The following is a 19723-nucleotide window of genomic DNA, read 5'->3' on the forward strand; positions in this document are numbered from 1 at the left end:
CCGCCGGTCCGGCCCGGAACATCGCCGTGCCTCTTTCGCGCAATCACCGTTGTCCGAGCAGGAGGCCCCGTGTTCCACTAATCTCCTTCCGCCACAACGAGCACCCGCTCCCGGGCGGATGAGCATCTAGAGGGATCCGTGCGTGATGATCTGGGGTTCGAAAGACTCCTCGGCGAGGAAGGCTTCTTCGCGCGCCTGCTCGGGCGGTCGCCGTCGGGCGCCGGCCGGGAACCGCTCTACGGCCCCGATCTCCCGGTCGTGCTCCTCACCGGCGGCCCGGGCATGGGCAAGGGGCGCCTGCTGCGCGCGGTACGGGACCGTTTCGCCACCAAGGTGCCGGTGATCTATCTGGACTGCGGCTCACCGGTCCACGCGGACCGGGCCGAGCCCGAGCCGGGTGCCCGCTCGGCCGCCACCGAGGTCCTGGTCGAGGCCGCCCGGCGCCTGTCCACCTGGCAGGGCACGGGCGGCTCCTTCACCTTCCCCCGCCTCTTCGCGGGCCTCGCGATGATCGCCACCGAGGTCGAGGACGGCACCCCCGACGCGGTCGCGGCGGAGGTCGAACGGTACGCCGAGTTACCCCAGAGGCAGCGCTTCCGGGGCCTCGGCACCGGCGACTTCTGGCGCGGCGCCCTCCTCGGAGCCATCCGGAACCTGCTGACCACCCTGTCCGGGCAGGCGCTCGACCCGTACTCGGCCGCCGTGAGCACCGCGCTCGTGGACGCCCTCGTCTCCGGCCTCGCGCCCCGGGGCCGGGCGGAGATGGCCCGGATCTACGGCGCCTACCCCGGCGCGGCCGGCCAGCCCGAGCACGGACTGCGCGACCTCGCCGCCGACTTCAAGGCCGGCGGCGAGGGACGGGAGGTGGCCGAGCGCTTCCTCTTCCAGGCCCTGCGCGAGGATCTGGAGGCCGCCCACACCGGCGCGGTGGGCTGGCTGCGCCGGGTCGGCCGCCCCGCGGTGCTGCTGGACCGCGCCGAGTCACCGCTCGGCGAACAACTGCTGCGGGCCGTGCTCACCGACCGCCGGGCCGGGCAGCGCGACCGGGTGGTGGTCGTCGGCACGGCCCGCCGCGCGGACGGCGGCGCCTTCCTGTACGAGGGCCTGCCCCCAGGGCAGTTGCCGCCCCCGGCGGAGTTCCGGCCGGCCGACGGCCCCCCGCCCGAGTGGTCCCGGCGCACCGGCGCGGCGGGCCGGGCCCCGCTGGCCGACGGCGTCCTGCTGCTGCGGATGCCCCTGCTCACCGGCGACCAGCTGCGCCGGGAGACCGAGCGCAGACAGCGGCGCACCGAACCGGAGGGCGGCACCAACCGCCGCCGAATCGACGCCGCCGTGGCCCGGCTGAGCGGCGGACGCCCGCACACGGTGATCCGGCTGGCCGAGGCCGCCGCCGCCTTCGGCATGGAACCGGACGCCAACGACCGGGCCATCCTCGACGCCCCGCTGGGCCTCGCCGGCGTCGAGCGGCCCGTGGCCGAGGTGCTGCTGCGCGAACTGGTGCTGGACCAGCTCCCGGTGCGGCTGCCGGCCGAGCAGCACGACCAGTGGCTCGACCTGCTCACCCACCTGTCGGTGGCGCACGACACCGAGTGCGCGGACGTCCTGCTCCGCCACCACCAGCGAGGCCGCGTCCACCGTCTGACGGCCCATCATGTCGCCGAGCTGCTCACCGACACCGGCTGGCCCGCCTGCGAACGCCACTTCATCGGGGACTTCGGCCTGCGCCAGCTGCTCGTGCACCGGCTGTACGCGCTGTCCCCCGACGGCGCCGCCTGGTACGCCGACCACCACCTGCTGCGCGACCACTACACCGGACGCGTGGCGGACGAGACGGCGCCGAGCGGTGCCGCCTTCCACTCGGTCACGGCCCACCGGATGAACCACCACCTGGTCTCCGGCGGCGTCGACGACGTGGTCCGCCACCTCGCCGCCACCTTGCCCGGCCGCCCCCGTCAGTGGTGCGCGGAGCTGCTGGAGATCGCCCAGGCGCCGTACCCCGCGGGCGCGGACACCCGCCGGGAGCGCGCCCAGGGCCTGGTCGCGGTGGACGGACCGGCACTGCGCCGCACGGTCGACCAACTGCTGCACGCGGTGTGGCTGTGCGAGGAGCGGACCCGGCCCACCGGGCGGGAGACCGCCCGCACGCTGGCCAAACTGCTGGACCTCCTCTCGATCATGGAGTTCGAGGGCGCCGGGCAACTCGGCCGGACCGCCACCGAGTGGAGCGGCCTCGCGGAGAACGACCAGCCGTTGCTGCGCTGCACCTGCACCGATCAGCTCGGGCGAAGGAGATGACGCGGATGCCCAGGTGGAAGAAGATCCTGTACGCGCTGCTGGTCACGGCGGCCCTCGTGGCGGGGAGCCTGTTCGGCTGGACCTTCCTCCACCGGCCGGACACCTGCGCCGAGGGCGTCGAACGGATCGGCGGCGAGTGCGTCGGCGTCAACGGCGAGGGCTACGACTTCGGCACGGGCGAGATCGCCGGCCTCGCCCGGGCCATCGCGGGGGAGAACGACAAGATCGACGAGGACCCCCATGTGACGGTGGCGATGATGCTGCCGCTCCAGTCCGACAACCCGGCCCTGCGCCGGCAGATACGCAGCGACGTCCAAGGGGCGTACCTGGGGCAGCTCAAGGCCAACGAGGCGGAGGGCGAACCGCCGAAGATCCGGCTGGTGCTGGCCAACCCCGGCCGGGACTACCGGCACCAGGCCAGGGTCGTGGACACCCTGTTGCGCATGGCCGACTCGCCCGGGGACCGGCTGCGCGCCGTCACGGGCATCAACCTCAGCCTGGACGAGACGGAGGAGGCCGTCAGACGGCTGACGAGTCACCACGTGCCCGTGCTCGCCTCCCGCATCACCGGTGACCGCATCGCGAACAGGAACGGCCTGACGGAGACGGTGAAGCCCGAGTTCCCGGGCCTGGCCCGGATCATCCCGACCAACCGGGACGTGGCCCGGGCGCTGGCCGGGGTCAACGGCGCGCGGCGCCGGGACGACAGAAGGACGGTGCTGGTCTACGACACACGCGAGGACAGCTACAACCAGTCGCTGGCGGAGGCCTTCGACGGCATCGAGGAGAACCCCCCGGCCGGCCCCGACGCGCTGCCCTTCACCTCCCCGGCGATCGACGAGGCGGGCAAGACCGGCATCGATTTCGGCGACATCGCCCTCACCCTCTGCAATACCGAGGCCGACACCGTCTACTTCGCGGGGCGCACGCTGCACCTGCGGCTCTTCGCGCTCAAGCTCGCCGGAACGCACTGCGCGAAGCGGCACTACACCATCATCAGCGGCTCGGACGCCGCCTCGCTGCGGCAGCACATGAGCGCGGGGGACTGGGAGGACCTGCGCGGCGAGGGCAGCCGGCCCAGGATCACGGTGCAGTACGCCGCCCCCGCCCATCCCGATGCCTGGGAGACCGAGCTGACCGCCTGGAAGAAGGACTGGGCCGCCGCGCACCACGGCCGCGCGCCCGGCGCGAAGGACCTGCCCCAGTACCTCGTGGAGCCGAAGGAGGCCCTGGACGAGCTGAAGCGTCTGATCGGCACCGTGTGGGGCGAGGGGACGGACCTCGGCTCCACGCCCGACCTGGAGGACTCCCGCACGATGCTCGTGTACGACGGCATGGTCACCATCGGCCTGGCACTGCACCAGGTGCAGAGCGGCTCCGCCGACAAGGTGCCCGGCCTGGAGGACCTGGGCCGGCGCTGGAGGCGGCTGAACTCCGTCCGCCGGGTGGCCGGCACCAGCGGCCTGATCTGCCTGAACGCCGCCGGCAACCCGTACGACAAGCCGATCGCGGTGGTCGAACTGGACCCGGGCGACAAGGGCGAGGGCACGATCAGGTTCGTCGACCTCGGCTGGTCCGCCGGCGGCCGGCCGCAGCCGAAGGACTGCGTCATCCCCAGGACCCCGTGAGCGGCACCCCCGGAGCGGCGTGCGTCACGTCACATATGACCTGGTTCGCACACCCCTGCCGGGAGTGCCGGGCGCCGGGCTACCGTGGCGTGGAGTTTCCCGCCCCCTCGCACCTCGGACGGCCCGGCTGTGCTCACTGACCTGTCCCCCCTGATCGCCGCCACGGCGCGCTGGCTGACGGTCGCCTACCCGCCCAGCGGCGGCGCGCTCGCCGCCGCGCTGTGCGAGGCCCAGGCCCGGCAGGCGGCGACCGTCGCCGCCCGGCTGCGCTACCCCACCGACCTCGACGCCGCACTGGTCGCCCTGGCCGGCCCCGGGGGCGCCGCCCGGCTCGACTGGATCGCCGGCGCCGAACCGGCGGACGGCCACTTCGCCGAGGACCGGGCGTGGCGCACCTGGGTGGACGAGGTCGTCGCCAGCTGGGCCGCCGCGCTGCTGACCGACCCGGAGCTGGCCGCCCTCGCCGTCGCGGCCCTCGACGACGGCCGGCCCGCCGGCCACGGGCCGGCGGAGTACCGCCGGCTGCTCGCGCCCGACGACGGCGACCGCCGCGCCGCCGCCCTGCTGCGCCACCCCGACCTGCTGGCCCCCGTGGCCGGGCTGCACCACGACCAGCTCCTGGACCGCCTCACCCCGGGCCGCCCCCTCGCCGCCTGACCCCGGGGCAGGGCACCGCCGCCCGGGAGTCCGGGGCGGGGCGGACGCCCGTGCCACGGCCCGCGCGCCGGGCCCGGACGGGGCCTCAGCCCGCCGCGTTGTCGGCCCGCATCCGCACCTGTTCCTCCAGGCGCCGCAGGCTGCCGTCCAGGGCGTCGTACACCGCGCGTTCGCCCGGGTCGTGGCCCTCGTCGAAGAAGGACAGGTGGACGGTCACCTCGCTGGCGCCGCTGCCGATGCCCGCCACCTGGAGCCAGCCGGTGTAGCTGCCCTGCTCGCGGGTGCCCCACTCCAGGCGCATCTGGTCCGGCTCGGCCCGCAGCAGGGCGGACATGTCCTGGCCGGAGCGATCGTCGTGCACGGTCGCGGCGGGCGGGTCCTGGACGTGCACGTGCAGCGCGTCCGGGAGCCAGGCGTCGAGCTGGCCGGCATTGGCCGCCTGGTCGAAGACGTGCTCGGGCTGGGCGGGCATCGTGCGGGAACGTTCGTACTCGGACATCGTGACAGCGTCCCTTCCGGTCGCAAGCCGTACCCCGACCGCGTGCCCCTTCCACGGCCGCCGAAAAGTGGCGGAACCGGGGCCTCAGACCGCCGCGCGCGCCGTGCGCTCCACCAGGGACACGCCGTCGCCCATGGACGCGTTCCCGTCGGACAGCACCGCCACGAGATACCGGTGCCCGCCCGCGGACACCTCGCCGACGCTGTTGACGTCCCAGCGGCCCGTGGTGGTCCGCCGGAGCCAGCCGTTCTTCAGCACCGGCCGGGCGTGCGCGCCCCCGGCCGCGGAGACGCCCCAGGCCTGCCCGGGTTCCACCCGGCTCATCAGCGTGCGGACGTAGGCGCGGGACGCGGCGTCGAGTCCGCCGGAGCCCCGGCGCACCGCGCCGCCCGGGCCGAACACGGCCCGCAGCAGCCGCACCTGGTCGCTCGCGGTGGTCCGGGTCAGCCCCCACCTGCCGCCGGGGCCGCCCGTGGTCGAGGTCAGACCCAGCCGCTCGTTGGCCGCCGCCAGTCCGGGGGCGCGGCCGATGCGCCGCCACAGGGCGTCGGCCGCCGCGTTGTCGCTGCGGCGGATCATCGGCTCGGCGAGGTCCCGTTCGGCTTCGCCCAGGGGGCGCCCGGCGTCCTGCGCCCGGAGCAGCAGCGCCGCGAGGATGTCGACCTTGACGATGCTGGCCGTGTCGTACGACCGGTCCTCGCCGCGCACCACGGCGGTGCGGCCGGAGCCGTCCAGGTCGAGGACGGCCGCCGTGGCGTGCGCCGACGTCCTCGGCGTCTTCCCCAAGGGGGCGGTCGCGGCCGCCGCCGGGTGCGGAAGGGCGGCGGTCAGCAGGGTGGCCGCCGAGGCCACGACGGCGCCGGCCGTGGTCCGTGCGGTGCGGGAGAAGCGGGACGACATGGGGCACGAACGTAGACGCCCGGCGCGCCCGGCGACATGGCCGCCGTCACGTTCGGGCCCGGTTCGCGCCGATTGTGAGAAGAGCCACCGATGGGGCGCAATGTGCCGCCCGGACCGTGCCCCCGGCGGCGTGTAGGCGCGGCCGGCCCGGCCGCCTCGCCTATCGTCGGCCCGACACCGACATCCGGAGCGATGATGCAGAAAACGGATGATCCGACGGATGTGGCGGGACCCGTGGCCCCCGTACCCGCCGCCTTGCCCGTGCGCCGGTTCCGGGCGTGGCCGCTCGGCGCCGCCCTCGTGTGCGCCGCCGCCGCGGTGCTGCTGCCGGCCGGCGCCCGGTGGCCGGAGCACCCGGCCGTCCAGGCCTGGCGGACCGTCTCCCTGGCCATCACCGTGCAGGCGCTGCCGTTCCTGCTCCTCGGCACCGCCCTGTCCGGCGCCATCAACGCCTTCGTACCGGCCGGCCTGTTCACCCGGGTGCTGCCGGGACGGGCCGTCCTCGCCGTGCCGGTCGCCGGGGCCGCCGGCGCCGTCCTGCCCGGCTGCGAGTGCGCCTCCGTGCCCGTCGCGAGCAGCCTGATCCGCCGGGGCGTGCCACCGGCCGCGGCCTTCGCCTTCCTGCTCTCCGCGCCCGCCGTCAATCCCGTGGTGCTCACGGCCACCGCCGTCGCCTTCCCCGGCGACCCCGCGATGGTCGCCGCCCGGCTGCTCGCCTCCCTCGCCACGGCCGTCGTGATGGGCTGGCTGTGGCTCTGGCTCGGCAAGGAGGAGTGGCTGCGTCCCCTGCTGCGCCACCGGCACACCGGGCACCGGCACGGCCACAGCCGCTGGAGCGAGTTCCGGCTCGGCTTCCGGCACGACTTCCTGCACGCCGGCGGCTTCCTGGTGCTGGGCGCGATGGCCGCCGCCGCCTTCGACGTCGCCGTGCCGGGCGCCGTCCTGGACGCCTTCGCCGGCTCACCGTGGCTGTCCGTGCCGTTCCTGGCGGGCCTCGCCGTGCTGCTGGCCGTCTGCTCGGAGGCGGACGCGTTCGTCGCGGCCTCCCTCACCGGGTTCTCGCCGACCGCGCGGCTCGCGTTCCTGGTGGTCGGCCCGATGGTCGACCTGAAACTCATCGCGTTGCAGGCCGGCACCTTCGGCCGCGCCTTCGCCTGGCGGTTCTCCACGGCGACCACCGTCGTCGCGGTCGCCGCGAGCGTCCTGATCGGAGGCGCCCTGTGGTGAGACGGCTCGTCCAGAACCTGCTCCTGGCCCTGACCGGGACCGGCCTGCTGCACGCCGCCCTCTTCACCGACCTCTACCTGCGCTACGTCAAGGCCGGACTGCGCCTGCCGCTGATCGCGTCCGGCGCCGTCCTGCTGCTGCTCGGCCTCGCGGCGGCCGCCACCCGCGACCACCGCCACCCCGACGACGGCCACCCCGGCGACGGCCACCGCGACGACGGCCACGGGCACGACCACACCGGCGCCCCCCGCGTCGCCTGGCTGCTGTTCCTCCCCGCGCTGAGCCTGCTGTGCTACGCCCCGCCCGCGCTCGGCGCGTACACCGCGGCCCGCGCGGGCGACGAACCGGTCGCCACGCAACGGGGGTTCGGACCCCTGCCCGCGACCTCGCCCCTGCCGCTGACCCTCACGGACTTCACCAAGCGGGTCCAGCAGGACCGCAGCCTGGCCATCGAGGGCCGCACCGTCCGCCTGACCGGCTTCGTCACCCCGGCCGGGCACGGCGGCGGCTGGTACCTGACCCGGATCGTCTTCTCCTGCTGTGCCGCGGACTCCCGGACGGTCCGGGTGCGCGTGTACGGCCGGCCGGCCCCGCCCGCCGACAGCTGGCTGGCGGTGACCGGGACCTGGCACCCGCGCGGCACCCTGGGCACGCGCACCGCCCGGGCGGCGCTCGACGTCAGGGACGTCCGCCCGATCGCCCCGCCGGTGAACGCCTACACCGACGACCTCCCGCTGACCCCTTCCTGAGCCGGGCTCCCGCGCGGGGCGTACGACCGGCCGGGACGGGTGCAGGATGGTGTCGTGACGCTCGCTCCGAGGCCGGGTCCGGTCGCCGCGCAGGGGCCGCCCCGGTCGCGGGCCGCCGGTGCGCGGAAGGAGGCGGTGACGATGACACGGACACCTCCCACGGCGGTCACCCGGGCGGGGCTGTGGCGCTGGCGGCGCAACCCGCTCAAGCGGCACAGCGATGTCGTCGAGGCCTGGATCGTGCTCGCCGGCTGCCTGCTCGCCCTGGCCGTCGGGGTCGTCGCGGGACTGGCGGCGGCCCACGCCTCCGAGTCGGCGTTCGCCGCGCGGCTGGCCCGCTCGCACCCCGTGTCCGCCGTGCTCACCGACGGCACGGCCCGGACGGCGGCCGCCGACGGCGGCTACGGCGACGGGCGGGTGTGGGCGACCGTGCGCTGGACGGACGCGGACGGGTCGGTCCACACCGACCGGGCCAAGGTCGTTCCCGGTGCCCCCGCCGGCAGCCGGGTCACGGTGTGGACGGACCGGACCGGCCGGATCCTGCCCGCGCCCGTCACCGGCACGGCGGCCGACCTCCAGGCGGCCCTCACCGGCGTCCTCGTCGCCCCGGGGGCCGGCGCGCTGGTCTGGGGCGGGGTCCGGCTGGTCCGGGGCCGGCTCATCCGGCGGCGCCTGGCCGAGTGGGACGAGGAGTGGAGGCGGACGGGCCCCCGCTGGGGGAACCTCAGCGGCGGCGTCGGCTGACCGGAGCGCGGAACCGGGCCGGAGGGCGTACCCGGCCGACGGTACGGACGAGCGCGGCCCCGCCCGGCCCGGTGAGGCGACGGCGTCCCCCGGCCCCCTGCCGCCGCGGTCCGCACGGGCCCGGTGCGCGGACGGCCCCGGCCACCGGGCTGCTCGGCCGGCTTCGCCGGCGGACGCGCTCCCCGCCCGCGCGCGGCGCCCCGCCCGCGCCCCGGCCCCACCGCCCTTCCGGCAGCCACGCCCCGCAAGGCGGACGGCCGGGACCCGCGGGCCGCGACGACCCGGCCGGACCCCGCCTGACCGGCGGCCGAATCCGTCCCGCGCGCGTGAGGGAGCGCCGACTGGTTACCCGGCTCACATGACCAAGCTGCACGTTCCACGGCGGCGTCACCGGCACGCCGCCGACGAGAGCCCGCAGTCCCGGACGCCGGCCCGGGAGGAAACCGGGCCCGCGCCGGAGACGGAGCGACCGGTGCCGGACCGGAACGAGAACCGGACGATGCCCGACCGCGACGAAAGCCGGACGATGCCCGAACGCGACGAGAGCCGGACGGTGGCCGAACGCGACGAGAACCGGGCGGTGGCGGGCCGCCCTGACGAGAGCGCGGAGCCGCGGACGCCCGCGCCGGAGGAGGCCGGGCCCGCCCCGGCGACGGAGCGGGCGGCGCCCGACAGCCCGGCCCGGCTGCCCCGGCGGGCCTGGGGCGCGGTGTTCCGGGGCGCGCTGCGCGAGTTCCGGGACGACCAGCTGACCGACCGGGCCGCGGCGCTCACCTACTACGCCGTGCTGTCCCTGTTCCCGGCCCTGCTGGTGCTGGTGTCCCTGCTGTCCGTCATGGGCCGGTCGGCCACGGACCGGGTGCTGGCCAACGTCCGGAACCTCGCCCCCGGACCGGCCCGGGACATCATCGTCCGGGCCGTGGGACAACTGCAGGACAAGGCCGGTATCGGCTCGGTGATGGCCCTGGTCGGCATCGTGCTGGCGGTGTGGTCGGCGTCCGGCTACGTGGCCGCCTTCATCCGCGCCGCCAACGCCGTCTACGACATGCCCGAGGGCCGGCCGGTGTGGAAGATCCTCCCGGTGCGCGTGGGCGTCACGGTCGTCCTGATGGTGCTGTCCCTGGCCGGCGCGCTCATCGTCGTCTTCACCGGCGGCCTGGCCAAGCGCGCCGGGCAGGCGCTCGGCGTCGGCGACACGGCGCTGACGGCGTGGTCGATCGCGAAGTGGCCGGTGCTCGTCGTGCTCGTCACCCTGATGATCGCGATCCTGTACTGGGCGACGCCCAACGCCAAGGTGCGGGGCCTCAGGTGGATCACCCCGGGCAGCTTCCTCGCCCTGCTGATCTGGATGGTCGCCTCCGCCGGCTTCGCGTTCTACGTCGCCGGCTTCGCCTCGTACAACAAGACCTACGGCGCCATGGCCGGCGTCATCGTCTTCCTGGTCTGGCTGTGGATCACCAACCTGGCCATCCTGCTGGGTCTGGAGTTCGACGCGGAGACCCTGCGGCAGCGGGCCATCGCCGGCGGCCACCCGCCCCACGCGGAACCCTATGTGCGGCCCCGCGACACCCGGAAGTGGGACGAGGAGGACGTGCGCCGCCTGGACCGGTCCTGACGCGCACCTCTGCCCCGTCCCGCCCGGGTCAGGCCGCGTAACCGCCGTCCACCGAGAACTCCGCGCCCGTCACGTAGGCCGCTTCCGGCCCGGCGAGGAACGCCACCATGGACGCCACCTCCTCGGCGGTGCCGAAGCGGCCCAGCGCGGTCATGCCCGCCTGACCGGACGCGTAGGGGCCGTCCGCGGGGTTCATGTCGGTGTCGGTCGGGCCCGGGTGCACGACGTTCGCCGTGATGCCGCGCCCGGCCAGCTCCCGCGCCAGCGCCTTCGTCAGCCCGGTCACGGCCGACTTGCTCATCGCGTACAGCGTGGCCCCGGGGCCCGGCACCCGCGTGGTGACACAACTGCCGACGGTGACGATCCGCCCGCCGGTGCCCATCAGGGCGGCGGCGGACCGGGCCGCCAGGAACAGTCCGCGCACATTGACGGCGAGGACCCGGTCGACGTCGGCGAGGGTCAGGTCCTCCAGCGGTGCCATGACGCCGACGGCCGCGTTGCCCACCAGCACGTCCAGCCCGCCCAGTTCCCGCGCGGCCCGCCGTACCGCGTCCGCCGCCTCCTCGGCGTCCGCGGAGTCGGCGCGCAGCGCCACCGCGCGCCGCCCCAGCGCCTCGATGTCCCGTACGACCGTGCCGGCCGCGTCCTCGTCGTGCACATAGGTCAGGGCCACGTCCGCGCCCTCCCGGGCCAGCCGCCGCGCCGTCGCCGCGCCGATGCCCCGGCTGCCGCCGGTGACCAGGGCCGTCCTGCCGTTCAGGTTCTCTCGTGAGGTCATGCGCCCATCCCACCGCCCGGACGCGGGGGGTACCGGCGGGGAACGGACATCGACCTCCCCGGGCACGTCCTGTCCGCCCGTCACGTCACGTGCGCGGCGATGGCGCGTGCGCACTCCAGGGACTCGGTGCGGGTCGTGTCCACCTCGATGTCGTAGGACACCCCCTCGTGCACCGTCCGGGCCTGGGCCCGGGCCATGCCCGGGACCCGGTCGCCGCGGGCGATCTCCCGGCCCGCGGCGACCCGCGGGTCGCAGTGCACGCCGACCCACAGCACGTCGAGTCCGTCCAGGGCCTTCCGCCACCGCTGCTGGGACTCCGCTCCGCCGAGGAAGACGTCGTCGACGACGATCCTGGCGCCCGCGCGGGCCGTCGCCGCGACGCCCTCCATCCAGGCCTCCTCCAGCGCCCGGAAGCCCGCACCGACCACCACCTCGCCGTCCGCCGCGAACTCGATCCCGCCGTCCGCGTCCCGCAGCCTCGGCGGCAGCGCGTCCACGAACACGTCGATCCCGAACGCCAGCCAGGCATCCGGCAGTACGGCCTGAAGACAGCGCACGATCCCCGACTTGCCCGCGCTGGAACCGCCGTTGAGAACGATCACCCGAGTCATCGGACCACCGTACGCGCCCTGCCGGCAAGGCGGTGCGGGAGCCGGCACCCCGGTCCCGGGTGGCGTGCGGGAACGCGGGCCCGGCTGGTGGAAGATCTGTCCGGGGGCCGCAGCCGTCCCCGCACCCGGGGGCCGTGCCGCCGGCCGCAGGTCCCCCCGACCATCCAGGGAGTTGACGACATGACCGACAAGCTCACCGTGACCGTGCTGGGCACCGGCATCATGGGGGCCGCCATGGCCCGCAACCTCGCGCGTGCCGGGCACACCGTGCGCGTCTGGAACCGTACCCGCGCCAAGGCCGAACCGCTCGCCGCCGACGGCGCGCGGGTCACCGGCACGCCCGCCGAGGCCGTCGAGGGCGCCGACGTCGTCCTGACCATGCTCCACGACGGCCCGGCCGCCCTCGACGTCCTGCGCGAGGCCGCCCCCGCGCTGCGCTCCGGCACCGCCTGGGTGCAGTCGAGCACCGCCGGCACCGAGGCCCTCGGCGAGCTGGCGGCCTTCGCCCGCGCGCACGGCCTGGTGTTCTTCGACGCGCCCGTCCTCGGCACCCGGCAGCCCGCCGAGGCCGGACAGCTCCTCGTCCTCGCCGCGGGGCCGGCCGGACACCGGGCCGCCGTCGCCCCGGTGTTCGACGCGATCGGCAGCCGCACCGTGTGGACCGGCGAGGACGGCGCCGCCGGCACCGCGACCCGGCTGAAGCTGGTCGCCAACAGCTGGGTCGTCGCGGTCACCGCCGCCACCGGCGAGACGCTGGCCCTGGCCAAGGCGCTCGGCGTGGACCCGGGGGACTTCTTCGACGCCATCGACGGTGGCCCGCTCGACATGGGCTACCTGCGCGCCAAGTCCCGGCTCATCCTCGACGACCGGCTGACACCGGCCCAGTTCGCCGTGGCCACCGCCGCCAAGGACGCCCGGCTCATCGTCCGGGCGGGCGAGGAACACGGCGTGCGCCTGGACGTGGCCGCCGCGAGCGCCGAGCGCCTGGAGCGCGCCGCCGCGCAGGGCCACGCCGACGAGGACATGGCCGCCGCCTACTTCGCCAGCTTCGGCGAAACCGAGGGGCCGTCCGCCTGAGCGAGGGCCCCGCCGGGAGGCGTCCGGGCTCACTGGGCGGGTTCGGTGCCCTCCGCGTGCTCGGGCGTCTGCGGAGCCGGCTCGGTGACCACGGTGTAGAAGACGGACGAGCCCTGCTTGGAGCGGTGCGCGCCGTTGCGGGCCACGAGGTTCTCCAGGGTGGTGCGTACGACCTTCGTCTGCACCGCCCGCTCGGGGTACGCCCGGCCCAGTGCCTCCGCGACCTCGGCGGCGGAACGCGGCTCGTTCTGCTCGGTCAGGTACCGGCGGACCAGTTCGACGAGCGTCGGCTGCGCGGGTTCCGCGGGCGCCTTCGCGTCCGCCGGCTTTTCGGCCGCCGTCTTCGGGGCGGCCGTCTTGGCACTGGACGTCTTGGTCGTGGCCGTCTTGGTCGTGGCCGTCTTGGTGGTGGCCGCCTTGGCGGGGGCCGTCTTCGCGGCCGCCGTCTTGGCACTGGCCGTCTTCGCGGTCGCCGGCTTCTTGGCGGACGGCTTCCCGGCCGCCGGCTTCTTCGCGTCCGGGCGCCGCGCGCCGCCGCCCTTCCGGCGCGGAGCGGGTACGACCGCGCCGCCGGCCGACGCGGCGATGCCCAGCGCCTGCTGCATGTTCAGCAGGATGGCGTGGTCGTGCTGGAGAGCGGCCAACCGCTCCTGCAATGCGGCGATCTCGGCGGTGACGCGCTCCTGTTCGTGGACGTTGTTCTCCAGGTCCTGGGTCACCTGGCTGACGTACTGAGAGGCCAATTCGGTCACGGGCCCCGCGGTTTCCGGCATATTTACCTCCGCTTGTGATGCGACACCTGGATGATACGGGTGAGTTAACCCGTTCTCACCCTTCGTGACGACAGACACGGCGGTGGAGTCATGTGTCCGCCTTGTTCGGGTCGCACCGAAGCGGCATCGTGCGGTCAACTTCGTTGTATCGAGCGGAACTTGGTCGACAGGCCGGGATCCGCCGGACGTCGGGGGCGTCCGGCGCCCTTCCCCTGGCACCGGGGGAGACACCCCAACCCCCGTACCCGCGGGGCGCGATGACTACGATGCGTCCTCATGGCGGCGGATCGTGGACACACCGGGACACCCGGGCGGGGGCGTGCCGTCCGCGCGGCCCTCGTCGTGTCCGGTCTGCTGCTCTGCGCCGGATGCGAGGACTCCCTGGGAAAGCCCCCGCCGCGCCCCGCCGGACCGTCCGCCGTCACCGCGTGTCTGACCGGTTCCGGGGACCTGGTCGCCGACGTGGACAACGACGGCCGCCCGGACCGGATCACCGACCCCTCCCGGCGCGGCGCCCGTCTGGCCATCGCCTTCGGCACCGGCTCGCCCCGCGAACGGACCGTCCCGGCGCGGGGACTGGCCGACCGCCCGGGAGGACGGCAGCAGTATGTGCGCGCCGTGGTCGCGGACTTCGACCGGGACGGCTGGAGCGACCTGGTCGTGGTCGCGGGGCGGACCCAGGGCGGCGACGACCCGGTCCCGCCCCGCGTCGCCGAACTGCGGTTCGGGCCCTTCTCCGGCACCGGTCGCAGCCGGCGTGTCGTACGGCTGGACCTCGGCGCCACACAGGACATCGCCGTGGCCGACTACAACCACGACCGCTACCCCGACCTGGCGGCCTACACCTACGCCGGCGACGGGGTGTACGAGTTCCAGGCCCGGCTGGGCGATCCGCGCACCGGGCTCGGGACCGGCACCCGCGCGCACACCACGGACGCCGGCGCCACCGGCTACCACCCGCCGGACCGTCTCCCGCACGCCGGACCGGAGCCCTTCTACCCGAGGTGCCGGACCGGGTGACAGGGCCCGGGGGGAGGGGTTCGGCCGAGGGGGTTCAGCCGAGCACCAGCGGGAGCCTCCCGGCCAGCGGGCCGCCCAGCTGGGCGCGCCGGCCGCCGGTCGGGGCCCGGCGGCCGGTGCCGATCAGCAGCGCGTCCTCGTCGGTCCAGGACGCGGGGAAGGGCGCCCCGGCGATCTCCTCCAGCATCGCGCGGGTCCGGGCGAGGCCCTCGGCGGGCGGCCGGGCCGCGCCGGGCAGGTGCGCGATCAGGTCCAGGTGGTGCAGGGTCCACTCCAGGACGTACGCCGAGAGGTAGTCGCCGGCGGTGAGGACCATGTCCTGCGTGCGCACCCGCAGCCCGGCATCGACCAGCCCCGCCGCGCGTCCGGCGGCCGAGCCGACGTCGTCCAGATGGAACTTCAGCAGCCCCGGCTCCTCGTACGCGGCGGCCAGCCGGACCGTCAGCGCCGCCAGAGGGTCGTCGCCGGCCGGCGGGGTGTCCGAGACGTGCCAGTAGCTCACCGCGTCGTGCGTCGGTTCTCCCGGGTCGGGCGTCACCAGGGTGATCAGCACGTCCTGGGCGTCGATCACCAGATGGCACACCAGGTCCCGGACGAGCCAGCCGGCACAGCCGGACGGCCGTGCGAAGTCCTCGTCGGCGAGCCCGGCGACCGCCGCGCGCAAGGCGGCCCATGAGCGCTGGAAGAGTTCCACGTCCGGCAACCTAGCACCGCGCCGCGGAGCGCTTCGACCGATGTGCGCGGGGGCCGCGGTGCCGGCGTCGCGCGGCAGGGCGGCCCCCGGGTCACCGCGCGCGGCAAGAGGGCCTCCCGCGCGTGCCCCGCCCCGCGGACGCCGGCCGGCCGCTCGATCCGTCGCCGCCTTCCCGACCGTACGGGTCCGGGGCGGCTCAGCGGCGTATGGGCGCCTCGTCGGTGCGCTCGCCCGTGCTCCGCTCGCGGCCGGCGCGCCCGGCGACGGTCCGGGGCCGCGCCGTCGCGGCGGGGCGGCGGCGGTTGATCAGGACGACACCGGCCACGACGACGGCGCCCCCGAGCAGTTCGATCGGGTGCGGGACCTCCCCGAGCCAGACGAAGGACACCAGCAGGGCGACGGGCGGCACCAGGTACAGCGCGGCGGTGGACGCGGAGAGCGGGAGGCGGGCGACGGCGTAGCCCCAGATGACGAAGCCCAGGGCGGACGGCAGCAGTCCGAGGAAGAGGACCGCCAGCAGCGCGTCCATGGGGGCGTGGGACACGGACCGGACCGTCGCGGGCACCAGCGGAAGCGCGAACACCGTGCCGGCGATCATGGCGTACGTGGCCACCTCGAGGCCGGTGTAGCGGGCCAGCAGCGGTTTGGTGGCGAAGTGGTAGACGCCCTGGACGACGGCCGCGGCCAGTACCACCAGGGAGGCGGCGGTGAACCCCGACACCCCCCCGCTCAGGGTGACGACGGCGGTGCCCGCGAGGGCGATGACGCTGCCGACGGCGACGTTGCGGCTGATGTGTTCGGCCAGGAAGGCGCTGCCGAGCAGGACGCTGAAGACGGGGGCGACGGCGATCAGCAGGCTCGCGGTGCCCGCCTCGACGTGGATCTCGCCCCAGTTCAGCAGGACCTGGTACGCGGTCATGCCGGTGAGCCCGCACAGGGCGATCTGCGGCAGGTCCCTCCGCCTGGGCACCCGGACCCCGGCGAACGGCGCCAGGGCGGCCAGCACGACGGCGGCGATGGCCAGCCGCAGCAGCGACAGCGCCGCCAGGCCCAGCCCCGCGACCCCCACCCGGATCGCCGGGAACGCGGACGCCCAGAGCACGACCGTGCCGGCCAGGGCGAGAAAGCTGGAGGAGGCGAAGCGTGTGCGCATTCCTCTACGATGCCGAGAGCGAAACAAGAAGGTCCAGTTAGCTTTCGTTATGTGAAGCGTAAGCTGTGATGATGCTCGATGTTCGCCGGCTCAGGATCCTGCACCATTTGGCCATCCACGGCACTGTCGCGGCGGCGGCCGAGGCCCTGCACCTGACCGCGCCGGCCGTCTCCCAGCAACTGGCCGTCCTCGAACGCGAGGCCGGTCTGCCCGTCGTGGAGAAGCACGGCCGCACCCTCAGGCTGACCAGCGCCGGGGAACTGCTGGTCGCGCACGCGGAGGTGGTCCTCGGGGACCTCGCCGCCGCCGAGTCCGACCTCGTGGCGCTGCGCGGGGGCCGGCGCGGACAGGTCCGGGTGGCCGCGTTCTCCTCGGCCGCCCGCACCCTGTTCCCGGCCGTGTACCGGGCGCTCGCCGAGGAGGACGAGGAGTGGGCGCGCCGGCTCGTCCTCCAGCTCACCGTCCTGGAGCCCGGGGACGCGCTCACGGCCCTGCACAAGCGGGAGACCGACGTGGCCGTCGTCCACGGCTACACCGTGCTGCCGCGCGACTTCCCCCCGGGCAGCGAGCAGGAGGCCCTGATGGAGGACCCGGTGGTGGCCGTGCTGGGCTCCGGCCACGCGGACCGGCTGGGGCTGGCTCCCGGTGAGCCGGTGGACCTCGCCGCCCTCGCCCGGGCGCCCTGGCTGACGCCCGCGCCGGACACCTCCTGCTACGAGATGATCCAGCGCACCTGCGGCGCCGCCGGGTTCGTGCCCGACATCCGGGTGCGCAGCAGCGACTTCGCGGTCCTGACCGAGCTGGTCGCGGCCGGCGCGGGCGTCGCGCTGGCCCCCCGGCTCGCCGTCCCGGACGACGTCGCCGGCGTCAGCCTGCACCCGCTGACCAGGCCGGTCAGCCGGACCGTCTTCACCGTGAGCCGCTCGGGCACCACCCGCCGGCCCGACATACACCTGCTGAACTCCCTGCTGAAGCGGGCGGCGGCCGGCCACACCGGCGGCTCCTGAGCGATGCGCCGCCGGCACGGTCGGGCGGCCCCGTCCCCGACGGCCCGCCCCGCCGGCCGCGTCAGCGCAGGCCGGGCAGGCGCCGCAGCTCCGCGACCCGCATCAGGCGGGCCGCCGCGAGATAGACCACGGCCAGCGTCACCGTGCCCGCGGCCAGGGTGAGCACCGCGGGCCAGGTGCCGCTGCCGAGGAGGCCGGCGCAGACGTGCGCGACCGTCCGGCCGAGGGCCGCGGCGAGCCCCGCGGCGACCAGCAGCTTGGCGTAGGTGCGGCGCAGGGTCCCGTCGTCGAGGCGGCCGCCGACCCGCCGGCGCAGCAGCCGCGCGGTCACCAGGAGCCCCACCGCGTACGACAGCGTGTACGCCCCGGCCATCGCCGTCACCGCCCAGCGCGCGGGCAGCAGCACATGGCACGCGGTGGCGAGGGCGATGTTGACCACGGCGACCCACGCGGCCATGAAGAACGGCGTGCGGGTGTCCTCGAAGGCGTAGAAGCCGCGCAGCAGCAGGTACTGGGCGGAGAACGGGATCAGCCCGGGGCCGAACGCCTGGAGCATGTGCCCGAGCGGCCGGGCCGAGTCCGCGTCGGCGGCGCCGTGGGCGAACAGCAGCACCGCCAGCAGCGGGCCGAGGGCGACGAAGAAGAGGGCGGCGGGCACGATGACGGCGCCGCTGACCCGCAGGGAGCGCGACAGGTCCGCCCGCAGGTCGGCGACCCGCCCTTCGGCGGCGGCCCGGCTCATGCGCGGCAGCAGCGCGGTCACCAGCGACACGGTGACGATGGACTGCGGCAGCATCCAGATCGTCTGCGCGTAGGTGTACGCCGAGTAGCCCGCGCCCGCGTCCGGCAGCTCCTGGTCGGCGGCGTTGGCGTAGTTGGTGACCACGGCCAGGGCCACCTGGTTCGCCAGGACGTACAGCAGGGTCCACTTGGCCGCGTGGACGCTGGAGCCCAGGCCCGTGCCCCGCCAGTCGAAGCGTGGCCGGAAACGGAATCCCGCCGCCCGGGCGAACGGGATCAGGGCGAGGGCCTGCACGGCGATGCCCGCGGTGGTGCCGATGCCCAGCAGCCGGACCTGGCCGGCCGTGATGTCCTCGACCCGGTCGGGGGCCGCCATCAGGCCCAGGTAGGCGCCGAACATGGCGACCAGGACGACGTTGTTCAGCACCGGCGTCCACATCGCCGCACCGAACTTCTCGCGGGCGTTGAGGACTTGGCCGTAGATGCCGGTCAGGCCGTAGAAGAAGATCTGCGGCAGCAGATAGCGGGCGAAGGTCACCGTCAGCCGGTAGGCCTCGTGGTTGCCGGGGGTGTCGCGCATGTAGACGCCGACGATCTGCGGCGCCGCCCACACCGCCAGCGCCGTCCCGGCGCCGAGGACGCACACCACGAGGGTCACCAGCCGCTGCTCGTAGGCGCGGCCCTGGTCGGGGTGGGTGGCGCGGGCGCGCACCAGCTGCGGGACGAGGACGGCGTTGAGGGCACCGCCGATCAGGAGCGTGTACAGACTGGTCGGCACCGTGTTGGCCGTGTTGTAGGTGCTCGCCAGCAGGCTCGTGCCGAGCGCGGCCGCCTGGAGCACCGTGCGTATGAGCCCCGTGGCCCGGGACACCACGGTGCCCGCCGCCATCAGCAGCGAGGCGCGGGCCGGCCCGCCCTGTGCCGGTCTCTTCCTGCGCCGGCCCCTGCGGCGGTCCGCCCGGCCTCCGGGGGCGGCGTGCCGGCCCCGGGCCCGGTGCTGCGCCGGCACCGCCCGTGGCCTCGTCTTCGCGTCCTCGATCATGCGCACAACCTATGTGAGCGGGTGTCGGGGCCGGGGCGGGCGTCGGGGGCCGGCCGCCGTGGGGGAAAATAGTTGCCTTGAGAAACTAGGAAGTGTGATGAAAGGTCCCGCATGCCGCACCTCACCATCGACTACTCCTCCCACCTGGCCGGAGTCCTCGACGCGAGCGTCCTCGTGAAGGAGCTGCATCCGCTGGTCCTGGAGGAATCCGGCTCGGCGGGCGTGTGCAAGACGCTGGTCCGGCCCGTGGAGACGTACGTCGGGGACCTGTCGAGCGGGGAGAGCGGCTTCGTGCACGTCGAGGTGGGTCTCCTCGCCGGCCGCCCCGAGCACCAGCGGGCCCGCCTGTCCGAGAGCGTGCTCGCCCTGCTCGACGGACACCTGCGGACGGCCGGCGTGCGCGCGGCGGTGGTCTCCGTGGAGGTCAGGGAACTGGCCGGCAGCTACCGGCTCGCGTCCGTCGACCCGGCCGGCGGGTGACCCGGCCCCGGCCCCGCGGTGCCGTCGCCGCGA

The 19723-nt window shown here is 75.2% G+C and carries 19 protein-coding genes; 11 read left to right on the forward strand and 8 right to left on the reverse strand.

The window, feature by feature from the left end; all coding sequences use genetic code 11:
- Window positions 1-138 precede the first annotated feature (138 nt).
- The 3 genes from ACZ63H_RS16070 (at window position 139) to ACZ63H_RS16080 (ending at window position 4580) form a co-directional block, all read left to right on the forward strand.
- Window positions 139-2295: a hypothetical protein gene (locus tag ACZ63H_RS16070; protein WP_469865358.1), complete on the forward strand. Its 2157-nt coding sequence runs from the start codon at window positions 139-141 to the stop codon at window positions 2293-2295.
- 5 nt (window positions 2296-2300) lie between these two features.
- Window positions 2301-3923 (forward strand): amino acid ABC transporter substrate-binding protein, encoded by a 1623-nt coding sequence (locus ACZ63H_RS16075; RefSeq protein ID WP_469865360.1) that lies wholly within the window; start codon window positions 2301-2303, stop codon window positions 3921-3923.
- Between the two features lie 129 nt (window positions 3924-4052).
- The gene (locus ACZ63H_RS16080) at window positions 4053-4580 is read left to right on the forward strand and encodes a hypothetical protein (protein WP_469865362.1); all 528 of its coding nucleotides are present in this window, start codon (window positions 4053-4055) and stop codon (window positions 4578-4580) included.
- A gap of 85 nt (window positions 4581-4665) precedes the next feature.
- Here ACZ63H_RS16080 and ACZ63H_RS16085 read toward each other — a convergent pair whose 3' ends face one another.
- Together ACZ63H_RS16085 and ACZ63H_RS16090 are read right to left on the reverse strand one after the other, a co-directional pair.
- A complete protein-coding gene (locus ACZ63H_RS16085; protein WP_469865364.1) occupies window positions 4666-5079 on the reverse strand; it encodes an SRPBCC family protein in 414 nt (137 codons plus the stop codon).
- An 84-nt stretch (window positions 5080-5163) separates the two neighbouring features.
- Window positions 5164-5979 (reverse strand): serine hydrolase, encoded by an 816-nt coding sequence (locus ACZ63H_RS16090; RefSeq protein ID WP_469865366.1) that lies wholly within the window; start codon window positions 5977-5979, stop codon window positions 5164-5166.
- Window positions 5980-6174: 195 nt separating this feature from the next.
- Here ACZ63H_RS16090 and ACZ63H_RS16095 point away from each other — a divergent pair, with 195 nt between their 5' ends.
- The 4 genes from ACZ63H_RS16095 (at window position 6175) to ACZ63H_RS16110 (ending at window position 10314) form a co-directional block, all read left to right on the forward strand.
- A complete protein-coding gene (locus ACZ63H_RS16095) occupies window positions 6175-7206 on the forward strand; it encodes a permease (RefSeq protein ID WP_469865481.1) in 1032 nt (343 codons plus the stop codon).
- The gene (locus tag ACZ63H_RS16100) at window positions 7203-7955 is read left to right on the forward strand and encodes a TIGR03943 family putative permease subunit (protein WP_469865368.1); all 753 of its coding nucleotides are present in this window, start codon (window positions 7203-7205) and stop codon (window positions 7953-7955) included. The genes ACZ63H_RS16095 and ACZ63H_RS16100 overlap by 4 nt, the downstream gene beginning before the upstream one ends.
- Window positions 7956-8096: 141 nt before the next feature.
- Entirely contained in the window at window positions 8097-8699 is a 603-nt protein-coding gene (locus ACZ63H_RS16105; protein ID WP_469865370.1) for an Rv1733c family protein, read from the forward strand.
- Between the two features lie 526 nt (window positions 8700-9225).
- Window positions 9226-10314, forward strand: coding sequence for a YihY/virulence factor BrkB family protein (locus ACZ63H_RS16110; RefSeq protein ID WP_469865483.1), 1089 nt, complete (start codon window positions 9226-9228; stop codon window positions 10312-10314).
- 28 nt (window positions 10315-10342) lie between these two features.
- Here the strand turns inward: ACZ63H_RS16110 and ACZ63H_RS16115 are convergent, their stop codons facing one another.
- The gene (locus tag ACZ63H_RS16115) at window positions 10343-11092 is read right to left on the reverse strand and encodes an SDR family oxidoreductase (protein ID WP_469865372.1); all 750 of its coding nucleotides are present in this window, start codon (window positions 11090-11092) and stop codon (window positions 10343-10345) included.
- Window positions 11093-11172: 80 nt separating this feature from the next.
- Window positions 11173-11703 (reverse strand): chloramphenicol phosphotransferase CPT, encoded by a 531-nt coding sequence (cpt, locus tag ACZ63H_RS16120; RefSeq protein WP_469865374.1) that lies wholly within the window; start codon window positions 11701-11703, stop codon window positions 11173-11175.
- Window positions 11704-11883: 180 nt separating this feature from the next.
- Here cpt and ACZ63H_RS16125 point away from each other — a divergent pair, with 180 nt between their 5' ends.
- A complete protein-coding gene (locus ACZ63H_RS16125; RefSeq protein ID WP_469865376.1) occupies window positions 11884-12780 on the forward strand; it encodes an NAD(P)-dependent oxidoreductase in 897 nt (298 codons plus the stop codon).
- Between the two features lie 29 nt (window positions 12781-12809).
- Here ACZ63H_RS16125 and ACZ63H_RS16130 read toward each other — a convergent pair whose 3' ends face one another.
- Entirely contained in the window at window positions 12810-13532 is a 723-nt protein-coding gene (locus tag ACZ63H_RS16130; RefSeq protein ID WP_469865378.1) for a hypothetical protein, read from the reverse strand.
- Window positions 13533-13829: 297 nt separating this feature from the next.
- Here ACZ63H_RS16130 and ACZ63H_RS16135 point away from each other — a divergent pair, with 297 nt between their 5' ends.
- Window positions 13830-14573 (forward strand): FG-GAP repeat domain-containing protein, encoded by a 744-nt coding sequence (locus tag ACZ63H_RS16135; RefSeq protein WP_469865380.1) that lies wholly within the window; start codon window positions 13830-13832, stop codon window positions 14571-14573.
- Window positions 14574-14607: 34 nt separating this feature from the next.
- Here ACZ63H_RS16135 and ACZ63H_RS16140 read toward each other — a convergent pair whose 3' ends face one another.
- Together ACZ63H_RS16140 and ACZ63H_RS16145 are read right to left on the reverse strand one after the other, a co-directional pair.
- On the reverse strand, window positions 14608-15267 hold the full coding sequence (locus tag ACZ63H_RS16140) for a maleylpyruvate isomerase N-terminal domain-containing protein (protein WP_469865382.1): 660 nt from the start codon (window positions 15265-15267) through the stop codon (window positions 14608-14610).
- A 196-nt stretch (window positions 15268-15463) separates the two neighbouring features.
- Window positions 15464-16420: a DMT family transporter gene (locus ACZ63H_RS16145; protein ID WP_469865384.1), complete on the reverse strand. Its 957-nt coding sequence runs from the start codon at window positions 16418-16420 to the stop codon at window positions 15464-15466.
- Window positions 16421-16491: 71 nt separating this feature from the next.
- Here ACZ63H_RS16145 and ACZ63H_RS16150 point away from each other — a divergent pair, with 71 nt between their 5' ends.
- On the forward strand, window positions 16492-17427 hold the full coding sequence (locus ACZ63H_RS16150) for a LysR family transcriptional regulator (RefSeq protein WP_469865386.1): 936 nt from the start codon (window positions 16492-16494) through the stop codon (window positions 17425-17427).
- Window positions 17428-17488: 61 nt separating this feature from the next.
- Here the strand turns inward: ACZ63H_RS16150 and murJ are convergent, their stop codons facing one another.
- Window positions 17489-19210 (reverse strand): murein biosynthesis integral membrane protein MurJ, encoded by a 1722-nt coding sequence (murJ, locus tag ACZ63H_RS16155; protein ID WP_469865388.1) that lies wholly within the window; start codon window positions 19208-19210, stop codon window positions 17489-17491.
- Window positions 19211-19321: 111 nt separating this feature from the next.
- Here murJ and ACZ63H_RS16160 point away from each other — a divergent pair, with 111 nt between their 5' ends.
- Window positions 19322-19690 (forward strand): 5-carboxymethyl-2-hydroxymuconate Delta-isomerase, encoded by a 369-nt coding sequence (locus ACZ63H_RS16160; RefSeq protein WP_469865390.1) that lies wholly within the window; start codon window positions 19322-19324, stop codon window positions 19688-19690.
- The last annotated feature ends 33 nt before the right edge of the window (window positions 19691-19723 follow it).

This window comes from Streptomyces sp. NPDC104831 (assembly GCF_055583025.1).

What these genes read in the sequence shown, in the direction of transcription:
- ACZ63H_RS16075 (WP_469865360.1), top strand. Translation starts at nt 2,301, where the DNA reads ATGCCCAGGTGGAAGAAGATCCTGTACGCGCTGCTGGTCACGGCGGCC.
- ACZ63H_RS16085 (WP_469865364.1), bottom strand. Translation starts at nt 5,079, where the DNA reads ATGTCCGAGTACGAACGTTCCCGCACGATGCCCGCCCAGCCCGAGCAC.
- ACZ63H_RS16090 (WP_469865366.1), bottom strand. Translation starts at nt 5,979, where the DNA reads ATGTCGTCCCGCTTCTCCCGCACCGCACGGACCACGGCCGGCGCCGTC.
- ACZ63H_RS16095 (WP_469865481.1), top strand. Translation starts at nt 6,175, where the DNA reads ATGCAGAAAACGGATGATCCGACGGATGTGGCGGGACCCGTGGCCCCC.
- ACZ63H_RS16105 (WP_469865370.1), top strand. Translation starts at nt 8,097, where the DNA reads ATGACACGGACACCTCCCACGGCGGTCACCCGGGCGGGGCTGTGGCGC.
- ACZ63H_RS16110 (WP_469865483.1), top strand. Translation starts at nt 9,226, where the DNA reads ATGCCCGAACGCGACGAGAGCCGGACGGTGGCCGAACGCGACGAGAAC.
- ACZ63H_RS16115 (WP_469865372.1), bottom strand. Translation starts at nt 11,092, where the DNA reads ATGACCTCACGAGAGAACCTGAACGGCAGGACGGCCCTGGTCACCGGC.
- cpt (WP_469865374.1), bottom strand. Translation starts at nt 11,703, where the DNA reads ATGACTCGGGTGATCGTTCTCAACGGCGGTTCCAGCGCGGGCAAGTCG.
- ACZ63H_RS16125 (WP_469865376.1), top strand. Translation starts at nt 11,884, where the DNA reads ATGACCGACAAGCTCACCGTGACCGTGCTGGGCACCGGCATCATGGGG.
- ACZ63H_RS16135 (WP_469865380.1), top strand. Translation starts at nt 13,830, where the DNA reads ATGGCGGCGGATCGTGGACACACCGGGACACCCGGGCGGGGGCGTGCC.
- ACZ63H_RS16145 (WP_469865384.1), bottom strand. Translation starts at nt 16,420, where the DNA reads ATGCGCACACGCTTCGCCTCCTCCAGCTTTCTCGCCCTGGCCGGCACG.
- ACZ63H_RS16150 (WP_469865386.1), top strand. Translation starts at nt 16,492, where the DNA reads ATGCTCGATGTTCGCCGGCTCAGGATCCTGCACCATTTGGCCATCCAC.
- murJ (WP_469865388.1), bottom strand. Translation starts at nt 19,210, where the DNA reads ATGATCGAGGACGCGAAGACGAGGCCACGGGCGGTGCCGGCGCAGCAC.
- ACZ63H_RS16160 (WP_469865390.1), top strand. Translation starts at nt 19,322, where the DNA reads ATGCCGCACCTCACCATCGACTACTCCTCCCACCTGGCCGGAGTCCTC.